The 25540-nt window shown below is 73.1% G+C and carries 22 protein-coding genes and 1 pseudogene; 6 read left to right on the forward strand and 17 right to left on the reverse strand.

Going from position 1 to position 25540, the window contains the following annotated elements:
• Window positions 1-30: 30 nt before the first annotated feature.
• The 3 genes from AB0B39_RS00270 to AB0B39_RS00280 form a co-directional block, all read right to left on the reverse strand.
• On the reverse strand, window positions 31-651 hold the full coding sequence (locus tag AB0B39_RS00270; RefSeq protein ID WP_234590090.1) for an HAD-IA family hydrolase: 621 nt from the start codon (window positions 649-651) through the stop codon (window positions 31-33).
• Window positions 651-4265 carry a chromosome segregation protein SMC gene (smc, locus tag AB0B39_RS00275; protein WP_357573111.1) on the reverse strand — a complete coding sequence of 1205 codons (3615 nt, stop codon included), beginning with the start codon at window positions 4263-4265 and terminating at the stop codon, window positions 651-653. Before smc ends, AB0B39_RS00270 begins: the two co-directional genes overlap by 1 nt.
• A 370-nt stretch (window positions 4266-4635) precedes the next feature.
• Window positions 4636-4830 carry a hypothetical protein gene (locus tag AB0B39_RS00280; protein WP_007456482.1) on the reverse strand — a complete coding sequence of 65 codons (195 nt, stop codon included), beginning with the start codon at window positions 4828-4830 and terminating at the stop codon, window positions 4636-4638.
• Between the two features lie 374 nt (window positions 4831-5204).
• Here AB0B39_RS00280 and AB0B39_RS00285 point away from each other — a divergent pair, with 374 nt between their 5' ends.
• On the forward strand, window positions 5205-6326 hold the full coding sequence (locus AB0B39_RS00285) for a CAP domain-containing protein (protein WP_357573112.1): 1122 nt from the start codon (window positions 5205-5207) through the stop codon (window positions 6324-6326).
• A gap of 116 nt (window positions 6327-6442) precedes the next feature.
• Complete coding sequence (locus tag AB0B39_RS00290; protein ID WP_357498073.1) at window positions 6443-7285, forward strand: endo alpha-1,4 polygalactosaminidase; 843 nt, start codon at window positions 6443-6445, stop codon at window positions 7283-7285.
• A 154-nt stretch (window positions 7286-7439) separates the two neighbouring features.
• On the opposite strand, the gene AB0B39_RS00295 is transcribed toward AB0B39_RS00290, so the two are convergent.
• From AB0B39_RS00295 to rsmD, 9 genes and pseudogenes are all read right to left on the reverse strand, one after another.
• A complete protein-coding gene (locus AB0B39_RS00295; RefSeq protein ID WP_357498075.1) occupies window positions 7440-9665 on the reverse strand; it encodes an MMPL family transporter in 2226 nt (741 codons plus the stop codon).
• A 221-nt stretch (window positions 9666-9886) separates the two neighbouring features.
• Window positions 9887-10744, reverse strand: coding sequence for a bifunctional DNA-formamidopyrimidine glycosylase/DNA-(apurinic or apyrimidinic site) lyase (mutM, locus tag AB0B39_RS00300; RefSeq protein ID WP_234590495.1), 858 nt, complete (start codon window positions 10742-10744; stop codon window positions 9887-9889).
• Window positions 10745-10976: 232 nt separating this feature from the next.
• Window positions 10977-11684: pseudogene (rnc, locus tag AB0B39_RS00305) on the reverse strand (ribonuclease III); the annotation flags it as partial.
• Complete coding sequence (locus tag AB0B39_RS00310; RefSeq protein ID WP_357498077.1) at window positions 11681-12667, reverse strand: phosphate acyltransferase PlsX; 987 nt, start codon at window positions 12665-12667, stop codon at window positions 11681-11683. The gene AB0B39_RS00310 and the pseudogene rnc, both read right to left, overlap by 4 nt.
• Window positions 12668-12781: 114 nt before the next feature.
• A complete protein-coding gene (rpmF, locus tag AB0B39_RS00315) occupies window positions 12782-12955 on the reverse strand; it encodes a 50S ribosomal protein L32 (RefSeq protein WP_030335284.1) in 174 nt (57 codons plus the stop codon).
• Window positions 12956-12960: 5 nt separating this feature from the next.
• Complete coding sequence (locus tag AB0B39_RS00320) at window positions 12961-13524, reverse strand: YceD family protein (RefSeq protein ID WP_234590500.1); 564 nt, start codon at window positions 13522-13524, stop codon at window positions 12961-12963.
• Between the two features lie 110 nt (window positions 13525-13634).
• Entirely contained in the window at window positions 13635-14132 is a 498-nt protein-coding gene (locus AB0B39_RS00325; RefSeq protein ID WP_234590503.1) for a hypothetical protein, read from the reverse strand.
• 278 nt (window positions 14133-14410) lie between these two features.
• A complete protein-coding gene (gene coaD / locus AB0B39_RS00330; protein ID WP_234590515.1) occupies window positions 14411-14899 on the reverse strand; it encodes a pantetheine-phosphate adenylyltransferase in 489 nt (162 codons plus the stop codon).
• Window positions 14896-15459 (reverse strand): 16S rRNA (guanine(966)-N(2))-methyltransferase RsmD, encoded by a 564-nt coding sequence (rsmD, locus tag AB0B39_RS00335; protein ID WP_355066981.1) that lies wholly within the window; start codon window positions 15457-15459, stop codon window positions 14896-14898. Before rsmD ends, coaD begins: the two co-directional genes overlap by 4 nt.
• Window positions 15460-15763: 304 nt before the next feature.
• On the opposite strand from rsmD, the gene AB0B39_RS00340 reads away from it, so the two are divergent.
• Window positions 15764-17278: a cell wall anchor protein gene (locus tag AB0B39_RS00340; RefSeq protein WP_357573113.1), complete on the forward strand. Its 1515-nt coding sequence runs from the start codon at window positions 15764-15766 to the stop codon at window positions 17276-17278.
• Between the two features lie 157 nt (window positions 17279-17435).
• On the opposite strand, the gene recG is transcribed toward AB0B39_RS00340, so the two are convergent.
• The gene (recG, locus tag AB0B39_RS00345) at window positions 17436-19634 is read right to left on the reverse strand and encodes an ATP-dependent DNA helicase RecG (protein WP_357494253.1); all 2199 of its coding nucleotides are present in this window, start codon (window positions 19632-19634) and stop codon (window positions 17436-17438) included.
• On the reverse strand, window positions 19631-21244 hold the full coding sequence (locus tag AB0B39_RS00350; protein ID WP_357573114.1) for a DAK2 domain-containing protein: 1614 nt from the start codon (window positions 21242-21244) through the stop codon (window positions 19631-19633). The genes recG and AB0B39_RS00350 overlap by 4 nt, the downstream gene beginning before the upstream one ends.
• A 275-nt stretch (window positions 21245-21519) precedes the next feature.
• Between AB0B39_RS00350 and rpmB the strand changes: the two genes are divergently transcribed.
• The gene (gene rpmB / locus AB0B39_RS00355; protein WP_007456456.1) at window positions 21520-21711 is read left to right on the forward strand and encodes a 50S ribosomal protein L28; all 192 of its coding nucleotides are present in this window, start codon (window positions 21520-21522) and stop codon (window positions 21709-21711) included.
• Window positions 21712-21805: 94 nt separating this feature from the next.
• On the opposite strand, the gene AB0B39_RS00360 is transcribed toward rpmB, so the two are convergent.
• Entirely contained in the window at window positions 21806-22267 is a 462-nt protein-coding gene (locus AB0B39_RS00360; RefSeq protein WP_357494249.1) for a GNAT family N-acetyltransferase, read from the reverse strand.
• Window positions 22268-22296: 29 nt separating this feature from the next.
• Window positions 22297-23286: a thiamine-phosphate kinase gene (locus AB0B39_RS00365; RefSeq protein ID WP_357494247.1), complete on the reverse strand. Its 990-nt coding sequence runs from the start codon at window positions 23284-23286 to the stop codon at window positions 22297-22299.
• A 96-nt stretch (window positions 23287-23382) separates the two neighbouring features.
• Here AB0B39_RS00365 and AB0B39_RS00370 point away from each other — a divergent pair, with 96 nt between their 5' ends.
• Window positions 23383-23616, forward strand: coding sequence for an Lrp/AsnC ligand binding domain-containing protein (locus AB0B39_RS00370; protein ID WP_007456453.1), 234 nt, complete (start codon window positions 23383-23385; stop codon window positions 23614-23616).
• Between the two features lie 9 nt (window positions 23617-23625).
• On the forward strand, window positions 23626-24309 hold the full coding sequence (locus AB0B39_RS00375; protein ID WP_357573115.1) for a DUF3515 family protein: 684 nt from the start codon (window positions 23626-23628) through the stop codon (window positions 24307-24309).
• A gap of 49 nt (window positions 24310-24358) precedes the next feature.
• Here AB0B39_RS00375 and AB0B39_RS00380 read toward each other — a convergent pair whose 3' ends face one another.
• Window positions 24359-25459: a D-alanine--D-alanine ligase family protein gene (locus tag AB0B39_RS00380; RefSeq protein WP_357494243.1), complete on the reverse strand. Its 1101-nt coding sequence runs from the start codon at window positions 25457-25459 to the stop codon at window positions 24359-24361.
• Window positions 25460-25540: the final 81 nt, after the last annotated feature.

A 25540-nucleotide genomic window follows, 5' to 3' on the forward strand; every position in this document is an offset into this window, starting at 1 on the left:
TCGAGCAGATGCTCGGGTGACCCACCCGGCTCAGTACGCGAGCGCGGCCCGCAGGTAGCGCAGGTCGGCGTGACCGCCCCAGCGGTGCGCCGACAGCCCGGCGGACCGGGCGCCCCGCACGGCCCAGTCCTCGTCGTCGACGAAGAGCACCCGGGCCGGCGGGGTGGCCAGCGCCTGGCAGGCGGCCTGGAAGTACTCCGGCGTCGGCTTGTGCACCCCGAGCGTGGAGGAGTTGACCACCACGTCCAGCTCGCCGACCAGGCCGAGCGCGGCCAGGTCGGTGTCGAGCAGGTCGGTGGCGTTGGTGCCCAGCCCCACCCGGACGCCCGCCGCGCGGACCTCCCGGACGAACGCCAGTACCTCCTGGTCGACCTCTCCCCGGTAGCTCTGCCACTGCTGGACCGCGGCACGGGCCCGTTCCGGACTGCCCACCGACTCGGTCAGGGCGTCCGCCACGCTGCTCACCCACGCGGCGTGACTGACCTGGCCGGTGAGCACCGGCTGGAGCCGCCCCCACTGCATGGCGATGTCGCCGAGCACCCCCTCGGAGAGGCCGTACTCCCGCTCGACACCGGCGGCCACCGCCGGGTCCCACCGGCGCAGTACGCCGTCGAAGTCCAGCAGGAGCGCCGTCGCGCGTTCCCGAGCCACTACCCGTTCTCCTCGCCGCGGCCGGGCCGCTGCTCGTTCTCGTCGGCCCGGTTGAGCCGTTGACTGATCACCTGGGTGACCCCGCTGCGCATGGTCACGCCGTAGAGCGCGTCGGCGATCTCCATCGTCCGCTTCTGGTGCGTGATGACGATCAGCTGGCTCTTCTCCCGCAACTGTGCCAGCAACGTGATCAGCCGGCCCAGGTTCACGTCGTCCAGGGCCGCCTCCACCTCGTCCATGATGTAGAACGGGCTGGGCCGGGCGCGGAAGATCGCCACCAGCATGGCCACCGCGGTCAGCGACCGCTCGCCACCGGAGAGCAGCGACAGGCGCTTGATCTTCTTACCCGGCGGTCGGGCCTCGACCTCGACGCCGGTGGTGAGCAGGTCCTCGGGGTCGGTGAGGATCAGCCGACCCTCGCCGCCGGGGAAGAGCACCGTGAACACCTGCTCGAACTCCCGGGCCGTGTCCTCGAACGCGCTGGCGAAGACCTCCAGGATCCGCTCGTCCACGTCCTTCACGACGGTCAGCAGGTCCCGCCGGGTGGCCTTGAGGTCCTCCAACTGCTCGGAGAGGAACTTGAAGCGCTCCTCCAGCGCGGCGAACTCCTCCAGCGCCAGCGGGTTGACCTTGCCGAGCAGGGCCAGTTCGCGTTCCGCCTTGGCGGCCCGCTTCTCCTGCACCGGCCGCTCGTAGCGCACCGGCTCGGGCACCGGCAGACCGTCCCGCTCGGCGAGGGCCACATCGGCCTGGGTGGGCGGCACCGGCTGGGCGGGGCCGTACTCGGCGACCAGCGTCTCCACGTCCAGTCCGAAGTCCTCGGCGGCCTTCGCCTCCAACTGCTCGATGCGCAGGCGCTGCTCCGCGCGGGCCACCTCGTCGCGGTGCACCTGGCTGGTCAGCCGCTCCAGCTCCGCGCCGAGCCGCTTGGCTGCCCCGCGTACCTCCTGGAGCTCGGCCTCGCGGGCGGCGCGCTCCCGCGCGACGGCGTCGCGGTGCTCCTCGGCCACTGCGATCGACGTGGTGAGCCGGGTGAGCGCCTCCCGGGCGCCGCCGGCGACGGCCCGGGCGATGCCCGCGCCCCGGGTGCGCGCGGCCCGCCGGGCCGCGGCGCGTTCGCGGGCGGCCCGCTCCGCGGTGGCCTGCCGGGCGAGGGAGTCGGCCCGGCCGGCGATCGAGGAGACCCGCTCCTCGGCGGTACGCACGGCGAGCCGGACCTCCATCTCGTTCTGCCGGGCCTGCGGCACCATGGCGGCGAGCTGGTCCCGCTCCTCGGTGGAGGGCTCGGCGTCGACCGGGGTCTCCTCGGCCAGCCGTAGCCGTTCCTCCAGCTCGTCGAGCGTGGCGAGGTCCCGCTGCCGGGCCGCCTCGGCACGGGCCCGGGATTCGCCCAGCCGGTCGGTCTCCGCCTTGGCCGAGCGGGCGGCCGCGCCCAGCTCGGCGAGCCGGCGGGCGGCGGCGTTGCGGTGGCTCTCCGCCTCGCGCTTCTCGGCGGCGGCGTGCTGCACGGCCTCCTTGGCGGCGGCCACCTCGGCACGCGCCTCGACGAGCTGGTCGCGCAGTTCGGCACCGGCCTGTTCGGCGGCGAGCCGATTGGTGCGGGCCTCCTCGACGGCTGCCTGCACCTCGATGTAGCTGGGGGCCTTGGCCGACCCGCCGGCCGCCGCGTACGCCCCGACCACGTCCCCGTCGGGGGTGACGGCCCGCAGCTCGGGGTTGCCGGCGACCAGCTCGGCCGCGGCGGCGAGATCGTCGACCAGCGCCACGTCGCGCAGCGCCCGGTGCACGGCGGGGCGCAGCTCGTCGGCGCACTCGACGAGGTCGGGTGCCCAGCGGGCGCCGTCGGGCAGCTTCGGACGCAGCGCGTCGGCCGAGCCGGTCATGCCGGGCCCCGCCGGGCTGCCGACCAGCAGGCCGGCCCGGCCGGCGTCGGAGATCTTCAGCAGGCGCATCGCCTCGACGGCCTCGTCCACCCCGCTGACGGCGACCGCGTCGGCGAGCCCACCGAGTGCGGCGGCCAGCGCGGCCTCGTGCCCCGGCGCGACGGTGAGCAACCCGGCGAGACTACCCAGCAGGCCCGGTACGTCCCCCGCGCGGGCGAGCAGCGCTCCCGCGCCGTCCTTGCGCCGCAGACCGAGGGCGAGCGCCTCCTCGCGGGCCTTCCAGGTGGCGGCGTCCTTCTCGGCGGCCCGCTCGGCGTCGGTCAGCGACCGGACGGTCGCCTGTGCCCGGTCCTGGACGGCGACCGCCTCGGCGTGCCGGGCGTCCAGGTCGGCGTTGTCCCGGTCCGCCTCGGTGGACTGCGCGGCAACCGCGTCCAGGTCGGCCTGCGCCTGCTCTGCGCGGCCCAGCGCGTCGGCGTAGGCGACGGCGAGGCGTTCGATCTCCTCGCCGGCGCTCGTGGTCCGGGCCCGTGCCGAGTTGACCTGGCCGGTGAGCCGGGCCATGCCCTCGCGCCGGTCGGCGATGGCCTTGGCGGCGGCCACCAGCTCCCGCTCGGCGGCGGCGAGCTGCCGTTCCAGCTCCTGACGGTGCTCGACGGCCTCGGCCAGCCGGATCTGGTCGTCGGTGAGCGCCGCGCGCAGCTCCTCCTCCTGCTCGCGGACCCGTTCGGCCTCGGCCTCCAGCTGGTCCGGGTCGCGGCCGGGCCGCTCGTCGTCGCCGGTGGCGCTGAGGTGCCGCAGCCGCTCCCGGGCCAGTTGCTCGATCGAGCGGAAGCGTTCCTGCAGGGCGGAGAGCTTGTACCAGGTGTCCTGCGCGGCGGCGAGCAGCGGCGCGTCCTCGGCGAGGGCGGCCTCCAACTCGCCGAGGCGGCCCTGCACCTCGGTGTGCTCGCCCTCGATCTGCTCGCGTCGCTCCCGCAACGCCGTCTCGTCGGCGATCTCCCGGTCCAGGGTGGTCCGCAGCGTGGCCAGGTCGTCGGCGAGCAGTCGCAACCGGGCGTCGCGCAGGTTGGCCTGGATGGCGGCGGCACGCCGGGCCACCTCCGCCTGCCGGCCCAGCGGCTTGAGCTGGCGGCGCAGCTCGGCCGTGAGGTCGGTCAGGCGGTTGAGGTTCACCTGCATCGCGTCGAGCTTGCGCAGCGCCTTTTCCTTGCGCTTGCGGTGCTTGAGGACGCCTGCCGCCTCCTCGATGAACGACCGGCGGTCCTCCGGCTTGGCGTGCAGCATGCCGTCGAGCCGGCCCTGACCGACGATGATGTGCATCTCCCGGCCGATGCCGGAGTCGGACAGCAGCTCCTGGATGTCGAGCAGGCGGCACGAGTTGCCGTTGATCTCGTACTCGCTCTCGCCGGAGCGGAACATCCGGCGGGTGATGGAGACCTCGGTGTACTCGATGGGCAGCGCGCCGTCGGTGTTGTCGATGGTGAGGGTGACCTCGGCCCGGCCCAGCGGCGCACGGCCGGCGGTGCCGGCGAAGATGACGTCCTCCATCTTGCCGCCGCGCAGCGCCTTGGCGCCCTGCTCGCCGAGCACCCAGGCGATGGCGTCGACGACGTTGGACTTGCCGGAGCCGTTCGGGCCCACCACGCAGGTGATCCCGGGCTCCAGCTTCAACGTCGTCGCGGAGGCGAAGGATTTGAAGCCCTTCACCGTCAGGCTCTTGAGATACACCTACTCGATCCTCGTCCGGTGGCCGCCGTACCGTCGCCGGCTGCGCGGACCTGGGTGAACCCGCAGACTAACCCGATGGCGGGACCGACCCGGCACGCGACCCGCCCCGGGCCGCCCCGGCGGACGGCGCGGAGGGTGACAGTGGGCCGAGCGCGCTGTTGTCACGGCGGGACCGGGAAAGACAAACAACGCTCATGATCGGCCCGCCGCCCGGCTGTTTCGGCGAAACTGTGCGGCGGTTATCGCGGCGCCGGTTACAAGATCACAAATGGTCGGCCACGAAAGGCGCCGGACAGCGTTGCGCGCCGGCACGGAGGTGTCGGCGCGCATTTTTGCGGTGGTGCTGCGATTCAGTTTTCCGCGCTGAAGATCAGGTCAGCGCCGGCTCGGCGAGACGGAGCAGGTCGTCCGCTTCCGCCGCAGCCGCCGCGAGCCGATCATTGTCGGCACGCAGACGCGTGATCTCGAACTCCAGTGCCTGAACCCTGGCACGCAGTCGGGTGACCTCGTCGAGCAGACGCCGGTCGGGCGCTGCACCTACGTGGCCGTAGAGGGCCTTCGCCATGCTGACTCCTTGATATGCGCTGCCGGAAAGGCCGGCCAACGCGCGCCCAATTTTGTACGCGGCTGTCATTCCAGCTGTATCTGGGCATGACCGGGCGCGACTGGCGACACCTATATATTGAGCCGCAAACCCCTCCTTCGTCAAGTTCTCGCAGGCCGTAGATCATCTCTACGTCGACCTGTCCACTTGTCGGGGGGGCTGCCGCAAGGCACGGACACGCTCTGTCCGGACGCCTTTACTGTACGCCCGGATTCGGGGAAGTCAGCGCCTTGGCGTCCGACTTCCTCTTAACTCTTCCTTAGCCACGTTGCCGCAGCTCGCGGGCGAGTCGTAGCGTCACCCCGGCCCGCAACCGACCCCGTGGAGGCACAGGCGTGTACGGCTGGACCGACCCGATGGACCCGAACGGCGCCTCCCGGCGTGCCGAGCGGCCGACCGACGAGCCGGACTGGCTGCGCGACCGCCCGGAGCCCCGCTCGGCCTACCTGTTCGGCGACGACCCCGACCAGCCCGGCGACGAGTGGCACCGCGCGGAGCCCACCGCGCGCTGGCAGCCCGCGCCCGTGGAGGCGCCGACCGACGGCTGGCGGGACCAGGAACGGGGCGACGAACCGACCGACGGCTGGCGCGGCGACGCGCGGCCCACGGAGATCGTCGACGGGTGGCACGCCGAGACCGACGCGTACTCCCCCGGCCGCGGGATCACGGAGGCCGCCGGCGACGGGCGGACCGGCAGCGGTCGGCACCGCTCGCCCCGGCGCTGGCGTCGCCCGTTGATGATCGGCGGCGCGGCCGCGGCAGCCACCCTCGTGGTGAGTGTCGGCGTCGGCGCGCTCGCGATGCCCGGCGGGAACGGCCCGGCCGACGAGCCGACCGCCGTCGACGACACCGTCGCCGCCGCGCCCGCCGTCCCGACGGACGAGCCGGCACTCGACACCCTGGTCGCCCCCTCCCCGACCAGCTCGCCCAGCTCGGCACGGCCGAGCCCGTCGCCGAGCAAGGTGGTCAAGCCCACCCCGGCCGCGTCGCGGACCACCGCCACCTCCCGGCGCAGCGCCGAGCGCAGCAAGGCCCCGAGCACCACCAGTGGCTCCGGGGGCGCCAGCGGCAGCCTCAGCGCCCAGGCCCAGGAGGTGGTGGACCTGGTCAACGCCGAGCGCGCCAAGGCCGGCTGCAAGGCGCTGAGCGTCGACGACAAGCTGATGACCGCCGCGCAGCGGCACAGCCAGGACCAGGCCGACCACCAGAACATGTCGCACACCGGCAGCGACGGCAGCAACACCGGAGTCCGGCTGGACCGCGTCGGCTACGCCTGGCGCACCTACGGCGAGAACGTGGCATGGAACCAGAAGACGCCGACCGCCGTGATGGACGCCTGGATGAACAGCTCCGGGCACCGGGCCAACATCCTCAACTGCGCGTTCACCGAGATCGGCGTCGGCATCGCCAGCAGCAACGGGCCGTACTGGACGCAGGTCTTCGCGGCGCCGCGCTGAGAGCGCGTCGTCCGCGCCCCCGCGCTCGTTGGACCCGGTGAGGCACGCCGGACCGGACGTGGGGGCGGCGTGCCGGTGTGGGCGGCGACCCGCCGCCCGGGACCCGGGGGCTGCCGATGCGGATCCGGCTGCGGCGACGTGCCGCCGCACGCCCGCTGCGCCGGATCGTGTCGGCCGGCGTCGTGCTCATCCTGGTGCTGCCGGCGTACGGATGTCGGCGCGAGCTGATCCCGCCGGGGGCGCCCACCCAGTGGCCGGCCACCCAGGCCCGCCACTGGCAGTGGCAGTGGCAGCTCGACGGCCCGCTCGATGAGACGGTGGACGCCGACGTCTTCCTGCTCGACCCGGTGGCAACCACCGCCGCGCAGACGGCCGAACTACGCACCCGTGACCGCCGGCTGATCTGCCAGGTGTCCGTCGGCTCGCTGCGCCCGACCGACCCGGACGCCAGCCGGGTGCCCGCCGCCGTGCGGGGCGCGGCCGGCCCGGAGCCCGGCAGCCGGTGGCTTGACGTCCGCGGGTGGGACGCGTTGGAGCCGGTGCTGGCCGACAGGTTCCGGCTGTGCCGGGGCAAGGGCTTCGGCGCGGTCGCTCTCTCCGACGCCGACGGGTACGCCCACCGCAGCGGCTTCCCGCTCGGCTTCGACGACCAGCTGCTGTTCAACCGCCGGCTGGCCCGGCTGGCCCGCACACTGGACCTCTCCCCCGGGCTGGTCAACGACGTTCCGCAGCTCGCGGCGCTGGCACCGGACTTCGACTTCGTGGTCAACGAGGAGTGCGTCCGGCTGGACCAGTGCGCCAAGCTGCTGCCGTTCGTGGACGCGGGCAAGCCGGTCTTCCACGTCGAGTACACCGGCTCGACCGACGACTTCTGCGTCACCACGGTCGGCTACGGCTTCGCGTCCATGCGCAAGAACCGGGCGTTGGACGCCTGGCGGGAACCCTGCGCGCTGCCGTGACGCCCGGTCGCGGTCGGCCGACACGGTGGTGCCCCCGTCCGCGGTGGCGAACGGGGGCTGCTCGGTCAATCCTGCGGCGCGAGGCCCCGGGTGGCATCCGGACGGCACGTACCGGGCCGCGGATCGCGGCCCGGCACGAGAGACGACCGGCCACTCAGGAGACGGGCACCAGCTCCGGCGCGGGCGCCGGCGGGTCGGTGGGCGCGGGCACCGGCGCCGGGCTTCGGCGCAGGAACCGCGGAGCCCACCAGTTCGCGTCACCGAGCATGGTCATCAGGGCGGGCAGCACCACTCCCCGGATGATCGTGGCGTCCAGCAGGATCGCCGCCGCCAGGCCGATGCCGAGCTGCTTCATGTCGATCGTGCTCAGCGTGGCGAAGATCGAGAACACCCCGACCATGACGATCGCCGCGCTGGTCACCACCCCGGCCGACGACGTGATGCCGTACGACACCGCGTCGCGGTTGGACATGCCGGCCCGCACGCCCTCGCGGATCCGGCTCACCACGAAGACGTGGTAGTCCATCGAGAGGCCGAAGAGCACCACGAACAGGAACAGCGGCAGCCAGGAGACGATCGCGCCCATCGAGGTGAAGCCGAGCAGCCCCTCGGCCCACTCCCCCTGGAAGACCAGCACCAGCAACCCGTACGCGGCGCCGGCGGAGAGCAGGTTCAGCACGATCGAGCTGGCCGCCACCACCACCGAGCGGAAGGTGAACGTCATGACCAGGAAGGTGAGCACCAGCACGAAGCCCATCACCAGCGGCAGCTTGTCGCGCACGTGCGACGCGTAGTCCTCGCTGTCGGCCACGCTCCCGCCGACCGCGTACTCGATCCCGGGGATCCCCCGCAGCTCGGCCGGGACCAGGTCGGCCCGCAACTTCTCCAGTGACTGCACCGACCGCTCGTCGCGGCTGGCGTACGGGGTGGCGACGTCCAGCACCGACACCCGGTGGTCGGCCGACACCTTGATCTTCGGGCCGTCCGCCTCGGTGGGGGCGAACAGCGGGTCACCGCTGGCGCGGGCGGCGAGGTCGGTGAGCGCCGCGTTGACCCGGTCGGCCTGCTCGGCCGGCGCCCGGACGGCCACCACGTGGTTGGTGCCGGTGCTCGGGAAGGCCGCGGTGAGCCGGTCGTACGCCTGCATGGCCGGCGTGGTGCGCGGCAGGTCCTCCATGCCGGGGAACTTCAGCTTCATGCCGAGCGCCGGCACGGCAAGCGCGAGCAGCAGACCGACCGAGATGACGAGCGTCGCCACCGGGGCGCGCAGCGCGGGACGGAGCACCGCCGGCCAGAGCCGGGGCGTACGCGGCTCGCCGTGCCGGCCGGTGCGCGGCGCGGTCAACCGCCAGAGCAGCGGCACCCGGGGCCGGTCGACCCAGCGGCCCAGCCTGGCCAGCAGGGCCGGCAGCACGGTCAGCGAGCCGGTCACCGCGACGGCGACCACCAGGATCGAGCCGACGGCCAGGGACGAGAAGACCACATCGCCGGCGAGGAACAGCCCGGCCATCGCGATGATCACGGCGAAGCCGGAAACCACCACGGCGTGCCCGGAGGTCTCCGCGGCGATCTCCACCGCGTCCAGGCCGGAGCGGCCCTTGGCCCGCTCCTCCCGCTCCCGGCGGATGTAGAAGAGCGAGTAGTCGACCCCCACCGCCATGCCGATCAGCAGGATCACCGGTGACGTGGTGTCGGTGGCCGGCACGAGGTGCGAGGCGAGGGTGGACAGGCCCATCGCGGCGGCGACCGAGGAGAGCGCCAGCAGCACCGGCACGCTGGCCGCGATCAGCGCGCCGAACGCGATGATCAGGATGGCCAGGGTGACCGGCAGGCTCAGCAGCTCGGCACGCTCGAAGTCCTTGCCCAGGGTGTCGTCGAGCGCCTGGCCGATCGACGGCCCGCCGACCTGCTCGACGCGCAGCTGCGGGTGCGCGCCCTGCACGGTGGCGGTGGCGTCGCGCAGCGGCTGCACCCGGTCCGAGGCGGTCTCCGGGTCACCCGCCATGGTGATCGGCAGCAGCAGGGCGGACCCGTCCCGCGCCGTGACCGGCGGACCGACCTCGGCGACCCCGGTGACCGTGCGCAGCCGGGCCGCCGCGTCGTCGGCGGCCGCCTTCGCCGCCGCCGGGTCCAGGGCGCCGCCCCGGGAGGTGATCAGGACGTTCTCCACGGCCGGGTCGTCGAAGGCGCCGTCGTCCACGATGAGGCTGGCCCGCCCGGCCTCGCCGATCGCCTGGTCCCCGCTGGTGGCCTCGGAGAGACCGGCGGCGTTACCGCCGACGAAACACACCGCCACGAACACGACCCACAACGCGATCGCCCGCCACGGATGCTCGGCGCTCCACCGCGCCATCCGCACCGTCACCGGTCTGTTGCCCATCTCGTGTCCCCCTGTCACGTCGACCCCCTGTCAACCGTGCTGACGTTAGGGGCGTGACGAGGCGGTCACATCGGGGAACGGCCCCCGTCCGCCCCGGAGTCGGTCCGCCGAGGGCGGCGGGCCCGCCGGACGGGCATCAACCGCGATTCGGGCGTACGCCGGGGTGGGGCCCGGAGCGTCCGGCCGCGACCCGCCGGTGCCGACCCGGAGCCGGCTCCGGGTCATCCCCGAAGGGCACCCCGAGGCCGGGGCTGGCAGCGCGGGCAGCTGAACGACGAGCGGTTCATGAAGGACTCGCGCCGGATCGGCGCTCCGCACCGCCGGCACGGCTCGCCCTCGCGGCCGTAGGCGTTCAGCGCCCGGTCGAAGTAGCCGCTCTCGCCGTTGACGTTCACGTAGAGGGCGTCGAAGCTGGTGCCGCCCACCTTGATCGCCTCCGCGAGCACGTCGCGGACGTGGCCGAGCAGACGCTGCGCGGCGGGCCCGGTCAGCGCGTCGGTGGGGCGGGCGCCGTGCAGCCCGGCACGCCAGAGCGCCTCGTCGGCGTAGATGTTGCCCACGCCGGAGATCAGCGTCTGGTCGAGCAGGGCCCGCTTCACCTCGGTCCGTCGGCGGCGCAGCGCGGCGACGAACGCCGCGTCGGAGAACTCCGGGTCCATCGGGTCGCGGGCGATGTGCGCGATCTCCGCGGGGAGGTCGGCGCCGCCCTCGCTGACCGCGAGCCCGCCGAACGTGCGCTGATCGACGAAGCGCAGCTCGGGCCCGTCGTCGGCGAACCGGAACCGCACCCGCAGGTGGGTCTCGTCAGGTGTGCCGGGCGGCTGGAGCAGCAACTGACCCGACATGCCCAGGTGCCCGACCACTGCGTCGCCGCTGTCCAGCGGAAGCCACAGATACTTGCCGCGTCGGCGCACGTCCACGATGGTCCGGCCGGCGAGCACATCGGCGAAGTGCGCCCCGCCGGGGACGTGCCGCCGGACGGCGCGCGGGTGTCGAACCTCGACCGAGGCGATCCGCCGGCCGGTGACCCACTGGGCCAGCCCCTGCCGGACGGTCTCCACCTCGGGCAGCTCAGGCACGGCGTACGCCCGTCTCGCGGCCGGTCGGGGCCTCGACGTCGCGGGCCTCGACCGGGCCGCCGCCGTTGGCGGACATCGGCCGCTCGGGCGGCGTCTGCTGGTCCGCCACGTCGGCCGGCATGGCCTGCGCCAGGTGGTCGGCCTCCTCGGCCCGGGCCGCCTGCTCGGCGCTGTCCAGCGGCTCCGACGGCTCGCCCTGGTCGGACCCGTCCTGCTGGGTGTTCCGCTCGTGCTGCTCGGTGAGCATCCGCCAGGCCGCCTCGGCGGCCCGCTGCTCGGCTTCCTTCTTGCTGCGCCCCTCGGCGCCGCCGTACCGGTTGCCGGCCACCACGACCCAGGCGGTGAACGTCTTGAGATGGTCCGGCCCGGTGCCCTCGATCCGGTACTCGGGCACGCCGAGACCGAGCGCGGCGGTCAACTCCTGGAGGCTGGTCTTCCAGTCCAGGGCGGCGCCGCGACCGGCCGACTCGGCCATCAACGGGTCGAAGAGCCGGTGGATCACGATCCCGGCGGTGTCCAACCCGTACTGGAGGTAGATGGCGCCCAGCAGCGCCTCCAGGGTGTCGGCGAGGATGCTCGCCTTGTCCCGGCCACCGGTGGTCTCCTCGCCCTTGCCGAGCAGCAGGTACGCGCCGAGGCCGTCCGGGCCCAGGCCACGGGCCACGTCGGCGAGCGCCCGCATGTTGACCACGCTCGCCCGCAGCTTCGCCAACTGCCCCTCGGGCAGGTCCGGGTGGTTGTGGAACAGCGCCGTGGTGATCACCACGCCGAGGACCGAGTCGCCGAGGAACTCCAGCCGCTCGTTCGTCGGCAGGCCACCGTTCTCGTACGCGTACGAGCGGTGAGTCAGCGCGCGTTCCAGCAGGTCCGGCTCCAGGCTGACGCCGAACGCGGCTTCCAGGTGACCGACGGACGCCCGCCGCCGCTTGTCGATGCTCATGATGTGCGTACCTCGGTGTCGGTGGAGCGGTCGGTGCGGTCCGTCGCGGCGTCGCCGTCGAGCAACGCGGAGACCAGTTCGGTGGCACGGCGTCGCCACAGGTGGGCGGCGAGAGCGATGCCGGAGGCGATGTCGTCGGCGCGAGCGGAGCCGTGACAGACGACGACCGTCCCGGCGACGCCGAGCAGGGCGGCCGCCCGGGGGGCGCCACCGCTGACGGGCGGGCCGCCGGCCATCGCGTACGCGCCCTCGATCGCCTTGAGCAGCACGTTACCGGTGAAGCCGTCGGTGACCACCACATCGGCACGCGCGCCGAGAGCCACGTCGTACCCCTCGACCAGGCCGACGTAGCGTGCCTCGCAGGGCAGCGGTTCGACGGCGAGCAGGGGGTCGGTGGCCCGGCGTACCCGGTCGCCCTTGCCGGCCTCGGTGCCGACCGAGAGCAGGCCGACCCGTGGCGCGACGACCGAGTGGGCCACCGCGGCGTACGCGGCGCCGAGCACGGCGTGTCGGGCCAGGGTGGCGGGGCGGGGTTCCAGCGAGCCGCCGACGTCGAGCAGCACCACCGGCCCGGCGACCGCGGGCAGGGTGGCGACCAGGGCGGGTTGGCGGATCTCCGGCCAGCGCCCGAGCCCGAGCACGGCGGCGGTGACCGTGGCGCCTGTCGCGCCGGCCGAGACGAGGGCGTCGGCGGTGCCGTCGCGCACGGCGGTGACGGCGGCCCGGACGGTGCTCTCCGAGCGGGCGGCGCTGGGATGGTCGGCCATGCCGACGGCGGAGCGGACCGGTCGGACCGTGATCCGGGCCCGCTCGGTCGGGGCGAGGGCAGCGATCAGCGCGTCGGCGACCTCGGTCGGACCGACGAGCAGCAGGTGCAGATCGGGATCGGCGCGCACGGCCCGCAGAGCGCCGTCAACCACGACGGCGGGAGCGTCGTCCCCGCCGAGGAGGTCAACGGCGATCCGCGCGGTGCCCGGCTCCACCGGAACACCGGCCGGGTTGGGCCGGCCAGCGTCGGAGGGAGCCGGGGCACCGGGCGAATGCCAGGGTGCGCGCGCCGCCCGACCCGGGGTCGGGGGCGTCACTCGGCGTCCAGGTCAGACCTCGAGAACCTGGCGGCCGTTGTAGGTGCCGCAGACGGAGCAGGCGGCGTGCGGCAGCTTCGGGGACTTGCACTGCGGGCACGCGACGGTCGCGACCACGGTCGCCTTCCAGTTCGCCCGGCGGGACCGGGTGTTGCTGCGCGACATCTTGCGCTTGGGGACGGCCACGGTTCTTACTCCTCTGTACGGGTCAGTTGCGTCAGGCCCGCCCAACGCGGGTCGATCTGCTGGTGACTGTGGTCGGCCGGCAGATCGTCCCAGTGCGCCCCGCATTCGGGGCACAGTCCAGGGCAGTCCTCCCGGCAGAGCGGGTTGGTCGGCAGCGTGAGCACCAACGCGTCCCGCAGCGCCGGCTCCAGGTCGATCAGATCGCCCTGCATCCGGCCCACCTCGTCCTCGTCGGTCGTGGCGTCCGTGGTGCTGTTCTCGTACGCGTACAGCTCCTGGATCGTCACGGCCATCGATTCGTTGATCTCGCGCAGGCAACGCCCGCACTCGCCCCGGATGGGACCGGTGATGGTCCCGGAGACGAGCACACCCTCGGACACCGACTGCAACCTCAGATCGAGGTTGAGGTCCGCGCCCTCCGGCACGCCGATCAACTCCACACCGAGGTCCGCCGGTGCCGGCACGACCCGCTGGACCTCACGCAACGCGCCAGGGCGACGCGGCAGGTCCCTCGTGTCGAGGACCAGCGGCGACCTGGGGTCGAGTGTCGATGGCGAGTGCTTGGGCATAGTCAGACTCCGGCCGGTGAGAGGCCGACAAAAAAGGTTACCTGGGCGACCGCCGGACCGTCGAACCGGGGGGACGCCTGAGGTGAGAATGTCGGCTGGTGAGGTGCCGCTCAGAAGGGTAGCGGGCGTTCCGCCTCATCCCCACCGAAGGTGCCGATCTCCCGCAGCGCGTGCATCTTGTCGCGGCCCCGCTCTATCGAGGCGAGGGCCCGGGTGAGGAACTGCTCGAAGTTGGCCAGCGCGGTGTCGACGTAGTCGTCGACCTCCTCGCGCAGGCGCTGGGCCTCGGCGCGAGCCTCGGCGATGATCCGGGCGCCCTCGTGCTCGGCGGACACGGTGATCTCGTTCACCGATACGAGGCGGGCGTGTTCTGCCTCACCCTCGCTGATGATCCGGTCCGCCTCGCGCTTGCCGGCGTCCATGATCTTGTCGCGCTCCTCGAGGAGCGCGGCGGCCCGACGCAGGTCGGCGGGGAGGTCGGCGCGCATCTCGTCCAGGGCGGCGATCATCTCGCCCCGGTCGACCATGCAGTTGTTGCGCGACATCGGGACGGAGCGCGCCTGCTCCACCATGGCGATCAGTTCGTCGATGCGATCGAGCGGGTCCACCGGTACCTCACTCCTGTCGTTCGTCGGCCGACCTCCATGATGCGGGCCACGGCCGGGTTCCTGCTCGACCAATCATGTCGTGCCCGCCCCACCACCGCCCCACTCACCCCAACCCGGCGAGTCGCGACATGGTCACTCCCCGCCCCCGCGCTCCCCGCCTCGCACTCCCCTGCCGCGTCGATCTTGCAGTTTCGGTCGCGGCAAAGCACCCCGAAAGGGGGCGATCCGGGGTCGGTAAGTGCAAGATCGGCGCGGGATGGAGGAGCGCCGGGCCGGGGTCAGGCCAGGGGTGGGGGGCCCAGGCGGGACTGCAGGGCCTCGCGGACCGGGTCCGGGACGTGGGCGGAGATGTCGCCGCCCCACTTGGCCACGTCCTTGACGAGGCTGGAGGAGAGGAACGAGTAGAGCGGATTGGTCGGCATGAAGAGCGTCTCGACCCCGGCCAGCCCGATGTTCATCTGGGCCATCTGCAACTCGTAGTCGAAGTCGCTGACCGCCCGCAGCCCCTTGATCAGCACGCTCGCCTGCTGGGCGCGGCAGAAGTCGACGAGCAGCCCCCGGAAGGACTCGACCCGCACGTTGCCGTACGAGGAGGTCACCTCGCGGAGCATCTCGATCCGCTCCTCGACGGTGAACAGGCCGCTCTTCGACTGGTTCACCAGCACGCCGACGATCACCTCATCGAACAGCCGACTCGCGCGGCCGATGATGTCGAGGTGTCCGTTGGTGACCGGGTCGAACGAGCCGGGACACACCGCACGTCTCATGATCGGCGACCGTACCAAAGGGTGGTCTCGCCGTACCGGCGACTGCGCTCGGGGGTGATCCCCTCCACCCACTCGAACTGCCTGGTGCGGCGGGACCGCTCCACCACCACCAGCGCGTCGGGCGCCAGCCAGCCGCCGTCGACAAGCGTCGTCAGCAGCGCGGTGATCTCCGCGTCCGGCACGGCGTAGGGCGGGTCGGCGAAGACCACGTCGTACGGGCCACCGTCCGGGCCGGCGGCCAGCACTGTCGCCACCTTGCCGGCGACCAGTCGTACGGCCGGGCCGGCCCGCAGGGTCGCCACGTTCTCCCGGATCACCCGGGCCGCCCGCGGGTCGGACTCGACCAGCAGGACGTGCCGGGCGCCCCGGGACAGCGCCTCCAGCCCGACCGCGCCGGAACCGGCGTACAGGTCGGCGAAGCGCGCGCCGTCGAGGTCGACCTCGGACTCGACGGCGCTGAACAGCGCCTCCCGGACCCGGTCGGACGTGGGTCGGGTGCCGGCGCCGGGCGGCGCGGCGATCCGCCGGCCACCGAGCGTCCCGGCCACGATCCGGGTCACCGTCTCCTCCTGCTCATGACCCCGACGCTACGCGACCCCTCGGGACCGCTTCCGACACGGTCGGTACCGCCACGAGGATGACGTGATCACTTCTCGTATATCAATGATCTCAAGTTCATAACATCAGTCTTAGCAAATCCTGAGCGCTGTATCACGCGGGGCGATATCGCTAGGGTCTGCCGGGTGCCGGCGAGAACACGCCGGCCCACGGCTCGGGAGGGCGCCTCTCCGATCGGACGTGCGGTGACCGTCCACTGTCTCTCCCGTGCCACACCCCTGACGCTTCAGCACTCCAGGAGTACCCGTGATCCGTCCCAAGCTGTCGCTCCGGCGACCGCTGGCCATCCTGGGAGCCGCCATCGTCGGCCTCACCGGGGTCGTCGCGGTAGCCGCCCCAGCCAGCGCACACCACACCACGATCAGCGCCACCGTCGACTGCGACCGGCAGAGCGGCGAGCGCGTGATCACGTGGAAGGTGGAGAACAGCGAGCGCGACAAGGCTGTGACGCTCCAGAGGGTGACCGCGGACCCGGCGACGCCGGTGACCGTGCCCGTCGAGGGCGCCGAGGCGGTGCCGCTGCAGGGTTACGTCATCAAGAAGGGCGGCTTCGTGCAGGCCGTCCAGCGGGTGCCGGGCAACACCGCCAGCGCCAAGCTCGTGGTGTTCGGCAAGTGGAAGAAGAACGGCAAGGAAGCCACCAACGACGGCAGCATCACCATCCCTGCCGACCAGTCCTGCGCACCGGCGCCGAAGTGCGTCGACGTCAGCAAGGCCACGTACAGCCACACGTTCGACGGCCCGAAGGGCACCGCCACCGTCAAGCTCGACGGTGACCTGCCGCTCTGCGGCGACGGCAAGCAGTACTTCACGCTGGTGTCGTACTTCGCGCCCCGGCCGCAGTTCGCGACCCCGCAGTACGTCTACGGCACGCCGGACAGCGACTTCGTCAGCGCCACCCAGACCGAGATCACGCTGAACGTCGAGATCCCGGACTGCCACACCCAGGTCGACCTCATCTGGGGCGACAAGGACCAGGTCATCGACGAGATCGTCGACGGCGGCAAGCGCTACGACAACAAGAAGCTCGGCTCGCCGGGCGCCCCGGGCAACCGCTCCAAGGGCCCGCAGGGCTGGTACAACGGCGGCAGCAAGAGCTGCGTCACCCCGGCCTCGACCTTCGCGTCCAACTGCGACGGTTCGGTCGCGGTGTCGCTGAGCAACGACGGCAAGATCAGCAAGTACGCCGTCGAGTTCGAGGTCAAGGGTGAGAACGGCTTCACCAAGAAGGTCTCCGTTGCCCCCGGCAAGGCCGACACCAGCATCGTGGTGCCCGCCGCCGACGCCAGCAAGATCGAGGTCCTGGTCGACGGCAAGGTCATCGAGAACGGCACGTACTCGTGGACGCGTCCCGAGGACTGCCCGCTGCCGGCCGTCACCACCAAGGCCGACTGCAAGGAGTTCGCCCTCACCGTCACCAACCCCGAGGGTGGCATGCCGGTGAAGACCACCTTCACCTACGGCGACAAGACCGAGACCCGTACGGTCGCGGCCGGCGCGTCGGAGACGGTGACCTTCAAGGCTGGCAAGGCCGAGTCGGCGCTCGTCACCCTGCCGGACCTGGACCTGGAGCTCGAAGCCGTCTACACGCCGGAGGGCAACTGCGGCGGTAGCGGTGGCGGCGGCGGCGACGACCAGCCGGGCCTCCCGGTCACCGGTGCGGCCGCGGGCGGCATCGCTGCCGGCGCGATCGCCCTGCTGATCGCGGGCGCGGTGCTCTTCGTCATCGCCCGTCGGCGTCGGGTGACCTTCACCGCCTGACCTGACCTGCGCTGAAGCCCGAGGGCGCGTCGACCACCCGGTCGACGCGCCCTCGGTCTGTGCAGATGATCAATTCGGCAACCAGAAAACCGGGGTGTCACCGTGGCCGGAACACCCCGGTTTCCGGGAAACCGGATGGGGTCAGCAAGCAGCGCGCCTAGCCCTTCTCCAGGTACTCCGCGCGGTCCTCGTCGACGAGCGCGGCGACCGACGCGGCCAGCGCGGGGTTGCGGGCCAGCTCCGGGTCCTCCTCGATGAGGGTGATCGCCTCGGCGCGGGCGTCGCGGATCAGGTCGGCGTCGCGGCGCAGGGACAGCAGGCGTAGGTGCGAACGGTGCCCGGACTGGGTGGCGCCCAGCACGTCACCCTCACGGCGCTGCTCCAGATCCAGCTCGGCGAGCTTGAAGCCGTCGCCGGTGGACGCCACCGCGTCCAGCCGTTCCCGCGCCGACGAGCCCTCGGCGGCCTCGCTGACCAGCAGGCAGAGCCCGGCGGCGGCACCCCGGCCGACCCGACCGCGCAGCTGGTGCAGTTGGGAGACACCGAACCGGTCGGCGTCCAGCACGATCATCACGGTGGCGTTCGGCACGTCGACGCCGACCTCGATCACCGTGGTCGCCACCAGCACGTCCAGGTCCCCGGCCGCGAAGGAGCGCATCACCGCGTCCTTCTCGTCGGCGGGCAGCCGGCCGTGCAGGACCCCGATCCGCAGCCCGTGCAGCGGCCCCTCGGCCAGCAGCGGGGCCACCTCGGTCACGGCGAGAGGCGGCCGGCGCCCGTTGTCGTCCTCGGGTGGCGGCTCCTCGTCGGACGTCGGGCCGTCACCGATACGCGGGCACACCACGTACGCCTGGTGGCCGGCGGCCACCTCCTCGCGCAGCCGCCGCCACGCCCGGTCGAGGAAGGCCGGCTTCTCGGCGGCCGGCACCACGTGCGAGGCGATCGGCGAGCGACCCCGGGGCAGCTGGGAGAGAGTGGACACCTCCAGGTCGCCGTAGACGGTCATCGCGACCGTGCGCGGGATCGGCGTCGCCGTCATCACCAGCGTGTGCGGGGGCTGGTCGGCCTTGGCGCGCAGCGCGTCACGCTGCTCCACGCCGAAGCGGTGCTGCTCGTCGACCACCACGAGACCCAGGTCGGCGAAGTCGACGCCTTCGTAGAGCAACGCGTGGGTGCCGAGCACGATCCCGGCGTTGCCGCTGGCCACCTCGGCGAGGGCCCGTCGGCGGGCTGCCGCGCCCAACGAGCCGGTGACCAGCTCCACCCGGGTGGCGTGCTCGGCGGAATCCAGCTCACCGGCCCGTCCCAGCGGCCCGAGCAGGTCGAGCATGCCCCGGTGGTGCTGGGCGGCCAGCACCTCGGTGGGGGCCAGCAGCGCGGCCTGCCCGCCCGCGTCGACGACCTGGAGCATGGCTCGCAGTGCCACCACCGTCTTGCCCGAGCCGACCTCGCCCTGCAACAACCGGTGCATCGGGTGCGCGGCGGCAATGTCCTCGGCGATCTCCGCGCCCACCTCGCGCTGGCCGGCGGTCAGCTCGTACGGCAGTCGGGCGTCGAACGCGTCCAGCAGCCCACCCGCGCGCGGCGGGCGGGGCCGGGCCGGCCAGTCGGCGGCCCGGTGCTTGCGCTGCACCAGCGTCACCTGGACGGCGAACGCCTCGTCCCACTTGAGCCGGTGTCGGGCCCGGTAGAGCTCCTCCTTGGTGGACGGCCGATGGATCTCCCGCAGGGCGGCGCCCAGGTCGACGAGTTTGCGGCTGGCCCGCACGGCGGCCGGCAGCGGGTCCTCCGGCGGGGTGAACGTGTCCAGCACGACCCGTACGCAGCGGGCGATCACCCAGGTCGGGACGGCCGCCGCCGCCGGGTACACGGGGATCAGCGCGCCGGCGAACTCCTCGATCTCGTCGCTGACCGCCGCCTCGCCTTCGCCGCCCTCGCCGAGCAGGACGTACTCCGGGCCGTTGAGCTGGCGTTTGCTCCGGAACTCGGTGACCTTGCCGGCGAACAGCCCCCACCGGCCCGGACGCAGCTCGCGCTCGCGCCACGCCTGGTTGCCGAAGAACGTCAGCGTCAGCAGGCCGCCGGAGCCGTCGCCGACGGTCACCTCCAGCAGGTTGCCCCGGCGCTGGCGCATCGGGCGTACGGCGGTGCGCTGCACCTGGGCCAGCACGGTGACCTGCTCACCGACGTCCAGCGACCGGATGTCGGTGTGCTCGCCGCGCTCGTCGTAGCGGCGCGGGAAGTGGTAGATCAGGTCACCCGCGGTGTGCAGGTCGAGGTGGGTGGCCAACGCCTTGGCCGTCTTGTCCCCGACGAGCTTCTTCAACGGGGTGTCCACAGTGGCCGGCTCGCTCATTCGACCCCCACCAGAAGCGGATAGAACGGCTGACCGCCCGGGTACGCCTGCACCTCGACGAACGGCCAGCGCCGCGCGACGTGCGCGCGGACGGCATCGGTGAGCCCGGCGGGGGCATCCACCCCGGCCAGCAGGGTGACCAGCTCCCCGCCACCGCCGAGCATCCGGTCGACCACCGCGGCGCAGGTGTCGGTGAGATCGGTGCCGATCAGGTGCACCTCCCCCTCGACCAGCGCCAGCACGTCGCCGGGGCGGCACGGGCCGGCGACCGTCAGCGCCTCCCGGCTGGCATGGCAGACCTCGGCGTAGCGGCAGGCGCCGGCCGCCTCGGCCATCGCGATCACGTCGTCCTCGAAGCGGCGGGTGCCGTCGCGGACCGCCAGGGCCGCGAGCGCCTGCACCGGCGAACGGGTCGGCACCACGCTCACCTTGATGCCGTGCCGGTGCGCCTCGCGGGCCGCCGCGCTCGCGACCGCCTCCGTGTTGGGATCGTTGGGCAGCACCACGACCCGGGACGCCCCGGTGCCGCGCACGGCGTCCAGCAGCTCACCCGTGGACGGGTTGCCGGGCACCACAGTCGCGCCCTCGGCGGCGAACAGCTCCGCGATCCCGCTGCCGGTGGCCACCACCACGGCGGCCCGACCGTCCTCGCTGGGGCCGACGGACGGCTCGGGCTGGTCGGCGAAGCGGGTCACCGAGATCCGGTACGGGCGGCCGGCGGCGACCCCGGCCTCGACCGCCGCGCCCACGTCGTTGACGTGCACGTGCACGTTCCAGGTGCCGTCCGGCTCGCGCCCGTCGCCGACGACGACCAGCGAGTCGCCCAACGTCTCCAGGGTCCGGCGGAGCACGGCCACCGCGTCGGCGGGGGCGTCGAGCAGGAACTGCACCTCGTAGGCGTACTCCGTCGAACCGGTCTCGCGCGCGACGGTGGCCGCCGGGCGGGCGGTGCGCGGCGGCGGCGCGAGCCCTGTGGCGCTCTCCCCGGTGAGCACCTCGACCAGGGCGTCGAGCAGGACGCAGAGCCCGCGCCCGCCCGCGTCGACCACCCCCGCGCGGGCCAGGGCCGGCAACTGCTCGGGCGTACGGGCCAGGGCCTCGGCCGCGGCCCGCGCCGCGCCGCGCGCCACCGCGGGTAGGTCGTCGCCGCCCACCTGCTCGGCCCCGGTGGCAGCCGCGGCGACGACGGTGAGCAGGGTGCCCTCCACGGGACGGCCGACCGCCGTGTACGCGGCGGCGGTCGCGGCCCGCAGCGCGACCGCCAGTGCCTGCCCGCGCACCACCGGCACGGCGACGACGGCGTCGGCGAAGCCGCGCAGGATCTGCGACAGGATGACCCCCGAGTTGCCCCGGGCGCCGAGCAGCGCGCCCTGGGCCATCAGCCGCAGCGCGTGCCCGTGGGCGGTGGGGCCGCTGTCGGGGAGGGTGTCCAGGTCCATCGACAGGGCCTGCTGGGCCGAGGTGAGGGTGAGCACCAGGTTGGTGCCGGTGTCGCCGTCGGGCACCGGATAGACGTTGAGCTCGTCGATCTCGCCCTGGTGGCGCTTGAGCGCGGCCAGCCCGCTCGCGCACCAGCGGCGGACCGCGGCGGCGTCGAGGGTGTCCAGCACGGCCAGAAGCCTACTGTTGCGCACCGACACGCGTCGGACTCGTCCGGCGTGTCCGCCCGCGCCCGGTCCGACGGCGCTCCCGGGCCGGGCCGACGCCTCCGGTACGGTTGCCGCCGGGCCGGCCCACCGGCCCACCAGCAGGCCCGGGCCGGGCCGTGCACGACCGCCCGACCGGGCCGGTTGGCCGGGTCGGCGGGTCATCGGGTAACCTGACCAGGTTGCCCGGGCAGCGCCTGCCGGCGACCTCATGAACGTTTCAATCCCAGGAGTATCCCGTGGCTAGCGTGTGCGACGTCTGTGGCAAGGGACCGGGCTTCGGCCACAACGTGTCCCACTCGCACCGGCGGACCAACCGCCGCTGGAACCCGAACATCCAGTCGGTGCGTACCCCGGCCGGTGGCGGCAACACCAAGAAGTTGCAGGTCTGCACCTCGTGCATCAAGGCCGGCAAGGTCACCCGCGCCTGACGCGGCAGCACCAACTCTTCTCGTTCGGCTCAGCCGGCGGACCCCTGCGGTCCGCCGGCTCTGTCGTGTCCGCGCCCGGGTGGGCGCCTGCCGCTCAGAGCGTGCGGCCGAAGGAGACGCAGCCCTCCGCGTCCTTGTAGAAGCCGAAGTTCGGGATCCGGTCATAACCGGCGGACGCGTACATGGCGATCGCCTCGGGCTGTTTGTCCCCGCACTCCAGGACCATCCGCTTGCGGCCCTGCTCGCGGGCCGAGCGCTCGACGGCCGCGAGGACCGTCCGGGCCACGCCGCGACCACGGGCCGCCGGGGCGGTGTACATCCGCTTCAGCTCGGCGGTGTCCGCACCGTGGCTGCGCCAGCCGCCGCAGCCGACCGGCTCACCGGCCAGGTAGGCGACGAGGAACGCGCCGTCCGGCGGCTCGAATTCGCTCGCGGCGACCGGGGTGTCGTCGCCGGTACCCCCGTAGCGGGCACCGAGGTCGGCCAGCGCGGCCCGGATCAGCTGCTGCGCCACCGGCGCGTCGAACCGCACCACCCGGATCTCGATCTCACTCACGGTGTCCAGAATACGGCCGGCGCGCGGCGTCACCGGAAGTGGTCCCAGCCCCGGGGCCCGTCGTAGGCGCCGCCGTCGACAGTCACTCCGGCACCCTCCGTGACCAGGCCGATGGGTCGCCACTCCGGCGGCAACGCCACCGTCGCGGGAAAGGTCGCGGCCAGCGCGTGGTCCTCGCCACCGGCCAGAATCCAGGTGTACGGGTCGACGCCGAGCGCCCGCGCGGCGTCGGCCATCTGCCGGGGCACCTCGAACGCGCCGCGGCGCACGTCGATCGCCACACCGCTGGCCTGCGCCACGTGCCCGAGATCGGCGAGGAGCCCGTCCGAGACGTCGATCATCGAGGTCGCGCCGAGCTGGGCGGCCTGCGGCCCGGCCGGGTAGGCGACCTGCGGCCGCCGGTACGCCTCGACCAGCAGCCGGGGTGTGCGAAATCCCCGGCTGAGCACGGTCAGCCCGGCCGCCGCGTACCCGATGCGACCGGCCAGGGCGAGCACGTCCCCGGGGCGGGCGCCGGAGCGCACCACCGGCGCCCGGCCGGCGAGGTCGCCCAGGGCGGTGACCGCGATGGTCAGGGTGGGGCTGGCCGACATGTCCCCGCCGACGACGCTCGCGCCGACAGTGGCGGCCTCCGCGGCCAACCCGTCGGCCAGGCCCTCCGCCCAACTCGTCTCCAGGTCGGCGGGCATGCAGAGGGCGACCAGCAGGGCTGTCGGGGTGGCGCCCATCGCCGCGACGTCGGCCAGGTTGGCCGCCGCGGCCCGGTGACCGACGTCGCGCGCCGAGCACCAGTCCCGCCGGAAGTGCCGTCCGTCGACAAGCACGTCCGTGCAGGCGACCACCCGGGCGTCCGGCGCGGCCACCACCGCCGCGTCGTCACCCGGGCCGAGCACTGTCGTCGGGCCCATCGCCAATCGGGCGGTGATCCGCCCGATCAGCCCGAACTCGCCGATCCCGGCCACGCTGGCGCCACCGCCGGCGTTCGGCCCGTACTGCCCGGCACCGCCGCGCTCGCTCACCGCTGCTCCTTGACCACCGATAGGGATCAGACCTGGTCCGTAAGGTAGTTTCACCCTTCGGGCCGCTCCCGGGCGGCGACGGACGGAGGTCGAGTCGTGGTACAGGCGTACATCCTCATCCAGACCGAGGTCGGCCGCGCACGTGACGTGGCGGGTCTCATCGCGGACATCGCCGGCGTGGTACGCGTCGACGCCGTCACCGGGCCGTACGACGTGGTCGTCCTCACCGAGGCGAACACCGTCGACGAGCTCGGCAAACTCATCGTCAGCAAGGTGCAGATGGTGCCCGGCATCACCCGCACCCTCACGTGTTCGGTGGTGCGGCTGTAAGTGGACGAGATGACGACCTCCTCGGCTGCTCTCGACGACGACGGCAAGCCCAAGCCGGCCGACGGGACGCCCGAGCCGGCTGACGGTATCCGCGACAGCGCCGAGCAGGGCGCCGACGCGCCGGCCGGCCGGGACCGGACGATCCGGGGCGCCGCCCTGCTGGCCACGTTGATCGCGCTGCCGATCACGCTGCTGGTGGCCGTGCTGGCCTTCGCCAAGCTCGCCCCGGACACGCCCGCCGCCTCGCCGAGCCCCTCGCCGAGCACCGCACGGGCGCAGTCCACCGCCCCGGTCGAGATGGCCGCCCCGGCGCTGGCCGAGCGTCCGGCCACGGTCTGCCGCGCGCTGCTCTCCCAGCTGCCGCAGACCATCCGTGACCTGGCCCAGCGCCCGGTCACTGCGGGTCCGGAGCAGAACGCCGCGTACGGCGACCCCGCGCTCACCGTGGCCTGTGGGGGCGCCGCGCCGACCGTCCCGGCCACCGACGAGGTCTGGACCGTCAACCGGGTCTGCTGGCATCCCGTCGAGGAGACCGACGTGACAGTGCTCACCACTGTCGATCGGGAGACACCGGTCACCGTCCGCATTCCACGCTCGTACGAGCAGCCGCTGCAGTGGGTTTCGCCGATCTCCAGCGCGATCGTGGCGTCGGTGCCCTCGGGCGGGACCATCCCCGCCGGCTGCCAGCGCTGATCCGCTGACGCGCGGCCCGTACGGCGGGCCGCGCGTCGGGGGCGACTGCTCAGTGCAGGCCGACGCCGCGCCGCTGGGCGGTGCGGATCAGCCGGTTGACCAGCTTGGGGTACTCCAGGCCGGAGGCCGCCCACATCCGGGGGAACATCGACGTCGGGGTGAACCCGGGCATCGTGTTGATCTCGTTGAGGTAGACGTCCAGCTCGGGGGTGACGAAGAAGTCGGCCCGGGCCAGGCCGGCGCAGTCCAGCGCGGTGAACGCGCGGACGGCGTACTCCCGCACCTGGCGGGTCACCCGGTCCGGCAGGCCGGCCGGGATGTCGTACTCGCAGGAGTCGTCGAGGTACTTGGCCTCGAAGTCGTAGAAGTCGTGGTCGGCGACGACCCGCACCTCGGCCAGCACGGACGCCTCGGGGACACCGCCCGCCTCGCCCTCCAGCACACCGCACTCGATCTCGCGGCCGACGATCGCGGCCTCGATGATGACCTTCGGGTCGAACTGCCGGGCGGTGGCGACCGCCGCGTCCAGCTCGGCCCAGTCGGTGACGCGCGTGATGCCGAACGACGAGCCGGCGCGCGACGGCTTGACGAAGACCGGCAGGCCGAGCCGCTTCTTGTCCTGCTCGCTGAGCGTCATCCCGTTGCGCAGCACCGCGTACGCGCCGACCGGGATGCCCTCGACAGCGCAGAGCTTCTTGGTGAACTCCTTGTCCATGGCGGCGGCGGAGGCGAACACGTTCGCCCCCACGTAGGGGATGCCGGCCATCTCCAGCATGCCCTGGATGGTGCCGTCCTCGCCGTACGTGCCGTGCAGGACCGGGAAGACCACGTCCACGTCGGCCAGCGCCCGGGGCCCCTCGGTCTGGTCGAGCACCATCAGCCCGTTGCCGGTCGGATCGGCGCGCAGCACGAGGTCCGTCCCGGACTCGGCGGTGATCTCCGGGAGCTGGCGGGCGTTGATGGCGAGCTGGGCGGGGTCGCCGCTGGTCAGCACCCACTGGCCGGCGCGGGTGATGCCCACGGGCACCACCTCGTACTCGTCCGGGTCGAGTGCGGCGAACACGCTGCCGGCGCTGACGCAGGAGATGCCGTGTTCCGGGCTGCGGCCGCCGAAGACGATCGCCACGCGGGTCTTGCCTGGGGTGGTCACTCCGGTCACCTCTTCGTACGCGACTGCGGCTGGTCGTGCTCGCCGGTGGCGCTCACCCGGTTGACCTTACTGTGCGTGGCG

It is taken from the genome of Micromonospora sp. NPDC049114 (genome assembly GCF_040648635.1).
Lineage (GTDB): Bacteria > Actinomycetota > Actinomycetes > Mycobacteriales > Micromonosporaceae > Micromonospora.